At 64.3% G+C, this 6555-nt stretch carries 5 protein-coding genes; 1 reads left to right on the top strand and 4 read right to left on the bottom strand.

Annotation, left to right across the window (positions count from 1 at the left end):
* The 4 genes from VGH68_RS12600 to VGH68_RS12585 all read right to left on the bottom strand — a co-directional run.
* On the bottom strand, positions 1-918 hold a 918-nt coding region (locus VGH68_RS12600), incomplete at its 3' end, for an ABC transporter substrate-binding protein (RefSeq protein WP_331603953.1).
* Between the two features lie 252 nt (positions 919-1170).
* On the bottom strand, positions 1171-2142 hold the full coding sequence (gene speB / locus VGH68_RS12595; RefSeq protein ID WP_331603952.1) for an agmatinase: 972 nt from the start codon (positions 2140-2142) through the stop codon (positions 1171-1173).
* Between the two features lie 24 nt (positions 2143-2166).
* On the bottom strand, positions 2167-3642 hold the full coding sequence (locus VGH68_RS12590; protein ID WP_331603951.1) for an aldehyde dehydrogenase family protein: 1476 nt from the start codon (positions 3640-3642) through the stop codon (positions 2167-2169).
* Positions 3639-5339, bottom strand: coding sequence for a 5-guanidino-2-oxopentanoate decarboxylase (locus VGH68_RS12585; protein ID WP_331603950.1), 1701 nt, complete (start codon positions 5337-5339; stop codon positions 3639-3641). The genes VGH68_RS12590 and VGH68_RS12585 overlap by 4 nt, the downstream gene beginning before the upstream one ends.
* A 293-nt stretch (positions 5340-5632) precedes the next feature.
* Between VGH68_RS12585 and VGH68_RS12580 the strand changes: the two genes are divergently transcribed.
* A complete protein-coding gene (locus VGH68_RS12580) occupies positions 5633-6508 on the top strand; it encodes a LysR substrate-binding domain-containing protein (RefSeq protein ID WP_331603949.1) in 876 nt (291 codons plus the stop codon).
* Positions 6509-6555 lie beyond the last annotated feature (47 nt).

Genomic DNA, 6555 nt, shown 5'->3' with positions numbered 1-6555 from the left:
CATCCGGCCTTGCACGCCGGCATCGAGCGAATGGTTGATGAACGCATGAATCAGATCGAGGTCGCCAGGGTGCGATTTCGGAATCACCGTGAACATCAGTTGCGTGGCGAAGCCTTCCTTCATGCCGTAGGTCACGCCCATCTTGTATTCGGGTTTCCTGATCTGGTCGGGGAAAAACGCCGGCGAATAGATGCCGCCGATATCGAGCGAGCCTGTGCGAAACAGGTCGGCGACCTGATTCGGATTCTCGCCGAGCGTCATCACCCGGTCCTTCAGCTCCGTGAGCTTCTTGAAGCCCGGGTCGATGTTCTGCTGCGAGCCGCCGGACATCTTTGCGGCGATGATCGCCAGATCGACCGCCTCGGCAAACTCGGGCGGCGGCAAGAACAGGCGGCCTGCGTATTTGGGGTCCCACAGCGCTTCATAGGACGCCGGCGGCGTCTTCACGGTCGACGTGTTGTAGATCAGGCCGTCGGACCACAGCAGGTAGCCGACACCGAAGCCGTCAGCGCCCGTTCGATACCGCGCGGGCACGTCCTTGAGGTTCGGCAGCTTGTCGAGATCGGGCTTGACGAGCAGGCCTGCATCGCCGAGACCGGAGGCGCCCACGCCTGCGAGCGTGATCACGTCATAAGTGGGACGGTCGCCCGCGGCCTTCACCTTGGCTACCATGCCGGAGGTGCCGTCCGCGCGGTCTGCGATCACCTTCGCGCCGGTTTTTGCCATGAATGTCGCGGCGATATTGTGCAGCGCGGCCGTCCCTGTATCGTCCGACCAGGTCAGCAGACGCAGCGTCTTGCCCGAGAAATTGTGTTCCTGCGCTCTCAGACTGACGAACGGCGCCGGTAGCGCGGACACCGCGAGCGCTGCGCCGATCGTCTTGAAGGCTTGCCGCCGTCCTGTGCTGAATTTAGTCATCGCCGACTCCGTGAGTGGTTAAATAAGAGGTCCGGCTCATGCGCCGGATGAGCGGCTGAATTCATCTGAATTCGTCCGCGCATGAAAAATGTTAGGAGCGCAAAATAGCCATCACAATCGATATATCGTCATGTCTGCCATGACCAGGGCGCATGGGTTGCTTGCTTGTTCTTTGGTTCTCGCAGGTTCTGGCAGGTTCTTACAGGCAGCGACATGCCGGCCATGCATGGCACGCCGCTGTTTCCAGGCAGCCTACGCCCGGTACTGCACCTTCGGCAGCACGCACAACATTTCATAGAGCAGGTTTGCACCGACCAGCGCCGTGTTGCCGGACGGGTCGTATGGCGGCGAAACCTCCACCAGATCGCACCCGACAATATCCAGCCCACGGCAGCCGCGGATGATTTCGAGCGCTTGCCAGATCGTCAGGCCGCCGATTTCCGGCGTGCCGGTACCGGGCGCGAAACTCGGGTCGAGGCCGTCGATGTCAAAGCTCAGATACACCGGGCCGTCGCCCAGTTTCGCGCGCACCTCGTCCATGACCGGCGCGACCGACTTGTACCAGCACTCCTCAGCCTGCACGACACGGATGCCGTGCGAGCGCGACCAGTCGAAGTCCTCGGCCGTATAGCCGGTGCCGCGCAGGCCGATCTGCGCGACGCGATTGCCATCGATCAGCCCTTCTTCTATCGCCCGCCGAAACGGCGTGCCGTGAGCGATCTTCTCGCCGAACATGGTGTCGTTCACGTCCGCATGCGCGTCGACATGAACCACGCCGAGCGGACCGTATTTCTTCTTCATCGCGCGCAGGATGGGCAGCACGATCGTATGGTCGCCGCCCATCGTGAGCGGTACGCAACCAGCACCAAGGATCTCGTCATACGCTTCGGTGACGATGTCCATGCTCTTCTGCAGGTTGAACGTGTTGATCGCGACGTCGCCGATGTCGGCCACCTGCATGCTGTCGTACGGCGCCGCGCGGGTCGCCATGTTGTACGGGCGCAGCAGGCACGATTCAGCCCGGATCGCGCGCGGGCCGAAGCGCGCGCCCGCCCGGTTCGACGTGCCGGTATCCAGCGGCACGCCGACGAAACACGCATCGAGCCCCTCGGCCGAGGTCGCCGTCGGCAGGCGCATCATCGTCGCCGGACCGGCGAAGCGCGGCATCTGGTTGCCGCCGAGCGGCTGGTTGAACGGGTTGTCGGAATGGTTATCGTGCTTCATCGCAAATCCTTTTAAGTTGACGGGCTAATTGGCCTGACGACGCGTCAGCACCTGCTTGATTTCCTGGAAGGCGGCGAGCCCGAACGGACCCAGTTCACGCCCGATACTGCTGCGCTTGTAGCCGCCCCACGACGTCTGCGGATAGATCAGTTGCGGCGTGTTGACCCACACCACGCCGGCCGCAAGGGCACGAGCGGCCCGCTCGCCGCGAGCCTCGTCGGCGGTGACGACAGTTGCCACCAGCCCGTACTCGCTGTCATTGGCGAGCTCGATGGCTTCCTCTTCCATGTCGAATACGCGCACACACAATACCGGGCCGAAAATATCGTCGCGCCATAAAGCGCTCGCCGGCGGCACATCGGTGAAAACTGTCGGCGCAATGAAAAACCCTTGCTCCGGCGCGCCGGCTGGCCGGTCACCACCAGTGACGAGCCGCGCACCGTCGGCAATACCCTGTTCTATATGGCCGCGCACCCGGTCGAATTGGGCACGGCTCACGAGCGGCCCCATCTGCACGTCCGGCGCGAACGGGTCGCCGACGACAATCCGCTCCGCGCGCTCGACAAGCCTCGCCAGCAAGGTCGGCGCGAGTTCGCGCGCGACCAGCACCCGGCTCGTCGCCGAGCACATCTGGCCGCTGTTGAAGAAGCCGCCCGCTTCGACGAGGTCAACCGCGAGGTCGAGGTCCGCATCGTCGAAGACGATGATCGACGACTTGCCGCCGAGTTCAAGACTCACGCCCTTCAGCGTGTCGGCGGCAGTCTTCATCACCGTCTGACCAACACCCGTGCTACCGGTAAACGATGCTTTCGCGACCCCGGGATGCGCGACGAGCGGAGCGCCCACATCCGCACCGGTGCCCGTCACCGCGTTGAAAACGCCCGCCGGCAAGCCGGCCGATGCGATGGCCGAGGCCAGTTCGAGTTCGGGCAGCGGCGTGATCTCGGAGGGTTTGAGCACGACCGTGCAGCCGGCCGCGAGCGCCGTAGCGAGCTTCCACGCCGTGGTCACCATCGGGAAATTCCACGGCACGATCAGCGCGGCCACGCCGCAGGGTTCGCGAAGAATCCGCGCACGGTGCTCCGTGCTGGAGATGCTGACTTCTGCGCCGCTCGTGTCGTCCAGTTGCTCGGCCAGTTGGGCGTAATAGCGCAACGTCGCGATCACATCGTCAACATCCAAGTGCGCTTCTGCTTGCGGCTTGCCATTGTTCATCGACTGCAGCATCGCGAGACGCTCGCGCCGCCCCTCGACCTCCGCCGCGATTGCGCGCAGGTAGCCTGCACGCTCGGCGCCGGTCGTTTGCCGCCACGCACGAAACGCGCGGGCCGCGCTGGCCACCGCCAGTTCGACGTCGTGTGCGGTACCTGCGGCCACGTCGGCCAGGCGGGCCCCCGTCGCAGGGTTAACCACGGCAATCGTGCGGCCCAGTGCGCCGTCGACCCAGCGGCCGTCGATATAAAGCTGTGTCAGGAATCGCGTGTCGTTCGGTGCGTTCATGCCGGGCCTCCCGGGACGTGGTCGAACCACTTCTGTTCGTCGATTTCGATCAACGTCGGGACGCGGCGCCTCGCGGCCTGCTTCAGTTCGTTTGCCAGCACGGCAGGCGTATGGGCAGACGCGGCGCAGCAGCCGAAGCCGAGCGCCAGCGCGAGGAAGTCCGGCGTGTATATGTCGACGCCGATCGGCTCGATATCGCGCTCAACCATATATTTCCTGATTTCGGCATAACCCCGGTTGTTCCACAGCAGCACGATGACCGGTACGGCGGCTTCAACAGCGCTCGCGAGTTCGGGCAGCGTGAACTGCAGCCCACCGTCGCCGATCAGGCAGATCACGGGCCGCTCGCCCGATGCAAGCCGCGCGCCGATCGCGGCGGGCAACCCGTAGCCCAGCGTGCCGTAGCCCGTCGAGGAATTGAACCACGACCTCGGCGCAGCCGCCTCGAAGACGAAGTTGCCCGCGTAGACGGGCCGTGTCGAATCGCCCACGATGATCGCATCGGGCAGGGCGTTCAGCACGGTGTCGAAGAGCGCCGCCTGCGAACGAACCGGGGCGTCGTAACCGGCATCGAGAGCGGCACGCGCGGCGCCTACGCGCGGCGCGCCCCAGGCGGCATCGCGCGGCGGCAGCGGGCGCGTGGCGAGCCGATGGTCCAGCGCGGCGAGCACGAGCTTCGCGTCCGCTGCAATCGCTACGTCAGGCCGGAAATTGCGCATGACCTGCTGGGCGTCGATGTCGATCCTGATCAGCTTGCCGTCGATCGCGAAGCCGTCGTCGAACACCACGTCGTAGTCGGTCTCGCCTAGTTCGGTGCCGACTGCAAGCACCACATCGGCCTCACACACCAGCGCGCGCGTCACGGCGAGCGACTGGGTCGAGCCGATCGACAGCGCATGGCCGCGCGGCAACAGGCCCTTCGCGTTGATCGTGAGCGCCACCGGCGCCTGCAGGCGTTCGGCCAGCGCGCGCAAGTCGGCCGCGGCCTCGATAGCCCCGCCGCCGGCCAGGATCAGCGGGCGGCGCGCGGCGGCGAGCAAGGCGGCAGCGTCATCGAGGGCGGCCGGTGCGCCGGCGGGCTTCGCGGGCAGCACGACCGCGCTCGATGCCGTGTCGCACGCAGGCGCGACGATCACATCGAGGGGAATCTCGATGTGGACCGGCCGCGGCCGCGCAGTCGCGAACACGGCGAACGCGCGGGCCAGGACTTGCGGGAGTTCGTCCGCATTGAGCAGCGTGTGGGAGAACGCGGTGAGCCCGGCGAAGACGTTGCGCTGCGACGGCAGTTCGTGCAGGCGGCCAGTTCCGCCGCCAAGCTGACGCGTGGTGTTGACGCTGGAAATCACGAGCATCGGGATCGAATCCGCATAAGCCTGCGCCATCGCGGTCGCGATATTCGTCATGCCCGGCCCGGTGATGATGAAGCACACTCCGGGTTTTCCCGTGACGCGCGCATAGCCGTCCGCCATGAAGCCCGCGCCTTGCTCGTGGCGAGGGGTGACGTGGCGCAGCATCGAGGTTGCCAGTCCGCGATACAGCTCGACGGTATGGACGCCGGGAATGCCGAACACCACTTCGACGCCGTAGTGTTCAAGCAGTCTCACGAGCGCTTCGCCACAGGTCTGCGGATTGGCCGGCAGGGGCGGGCGGCGTCCGCTCGCGTGGCTGAACAGCGAGGTATTTTCAGGCGAATTCATGAGACTCCTGCGTATGGGTCCGTTGCCGGGGCATGCTGTTCTCCGGAGTTTGCGTGTTCGTCCATTCTTGGCGCATGGCACGCGAACGGCAATCGATGAATTTGCATGCTCACCATGTTCTTCGCTCATGGGCTTATTCAGCCGGGCAATGCTTTCAGGGCCAGCGGGAAGCTCAATTCGGTGTATATATAAGGGCTTGAATCAAGGGCTTGAATCCGTATCCGTATAAGACCCTCTGGCCGGCAAGCACACCCGGCCGTCATGATTTTTTGAAATGCAGTGAGGGAACGAAAATGCGCCGCCTGCCGCCGCTGAATGCGCTGCAAATCTTTGAAACGGTCGCCCGCCACCGCAGTTTCACGCGTGCCGCCGATCACCTCTGTCTGACGCAGGGAGCCGTGAGCCGCCAGATCCTGACGCTGGAGGAGTACTACGGGTTTCCGCTGTTCACGCGGCACTCGAAAGGGCTCGCGCTGACGAACGAAGGCGAGCAGCTATTGCCGACCGTGAAAGAGAGCTTCTCGCGGATCGAAGAGATTTCGCTGCGCCTGACCCGGCAGCGCACCGACCTCGCACTGAAGGTGCCCACTTGCCTGATGCGCTGGATCCTGCCGAAGATCATGCGCTTTCAGGCCGAGTACCCCGAGATCCAGTTGCAGCTCACGACCACCTGGCAGCACGACGTCGATTTCCAGGTCGAGCCGTTCGACGCGGCGATCATCTATGGTTCATCCCCAGGCGTGGACGTTCATTCGATCGAGCTTTTCGACGAACAACTGACGCCTGTGTGCGCGCCTTCGCTGCTGGAGGAAAAGTCGCTCGACAGCGTCGCCGATCTTGCCCGGCATACGCTCCTGCACCCGACGCGCGACCATCGCGACTGGAAGATGTGGCTCGCCCATGCCAATGCGCCCGAGATCGATGCCGACCTTGGGCAGAGTTTTGAAACGCTCGATCTTGCAACGAATGCCGCGACGCAAGGTTTCGGCGTCGCGATCAGCGACTGCTCGCTCGTGAGTGAGGATGTTGCGTCAAAGCGCCTCGCGATGCCGTTTGATATCGTACTGACGACGGGCGCACGCTATTACTTCGTCTACCCGAATTGCCTCGCGCACCAGCACAAGGTGAACCTGTTTCGCGAGTGGATCGGAGCGCATGGGGAGGCCTGAGCACGGGACGTGTTCGACGAGGGCAGCATCAATCTGGCTGCATTAGC

The sequence above is a fragment of the Paraburkholderia sp. genome (assembly GCF_036488505.1).
Lineage (GTDB): Bacteria > Pseudomonadota > Gammaproteobacteria > Burkholderiales > Burkholderiaceae > Paraburkholderia.
This window is presented reverse-complemented; position numbering and strand designations above follow the sequence as displayed.

Coding starts and splice junctions, on each gene's coding strand:
- speB (WP_331603952.1), bottom strand. CDS start 2,142: ATGAAGCACGATAACCATTCCGACAACCCGTTCAACCAGCCGCTCGGC.
- VGH68_RS12590 (WP_331603951.1), bottom strand. CDS start 3,642: ATGAACGCACCGAACGACACGCGATTCCTGACACAGCTTTATATCGAC.
- VGH68_RS12585 (WP_331603950.1), bottom strand. CDS start 5,339: ATGAATTCGCCTGAAAATACCTCGCTGTTCAGCCACGCGAGCGGACGC.
- VGH68_RS12580 (WP_331603949.1), top strand. CDS start 5,633: ATGCGCCGCCTGCCGCCGCTGAATGCGCTGCAAATCTTTGAAACGGTC.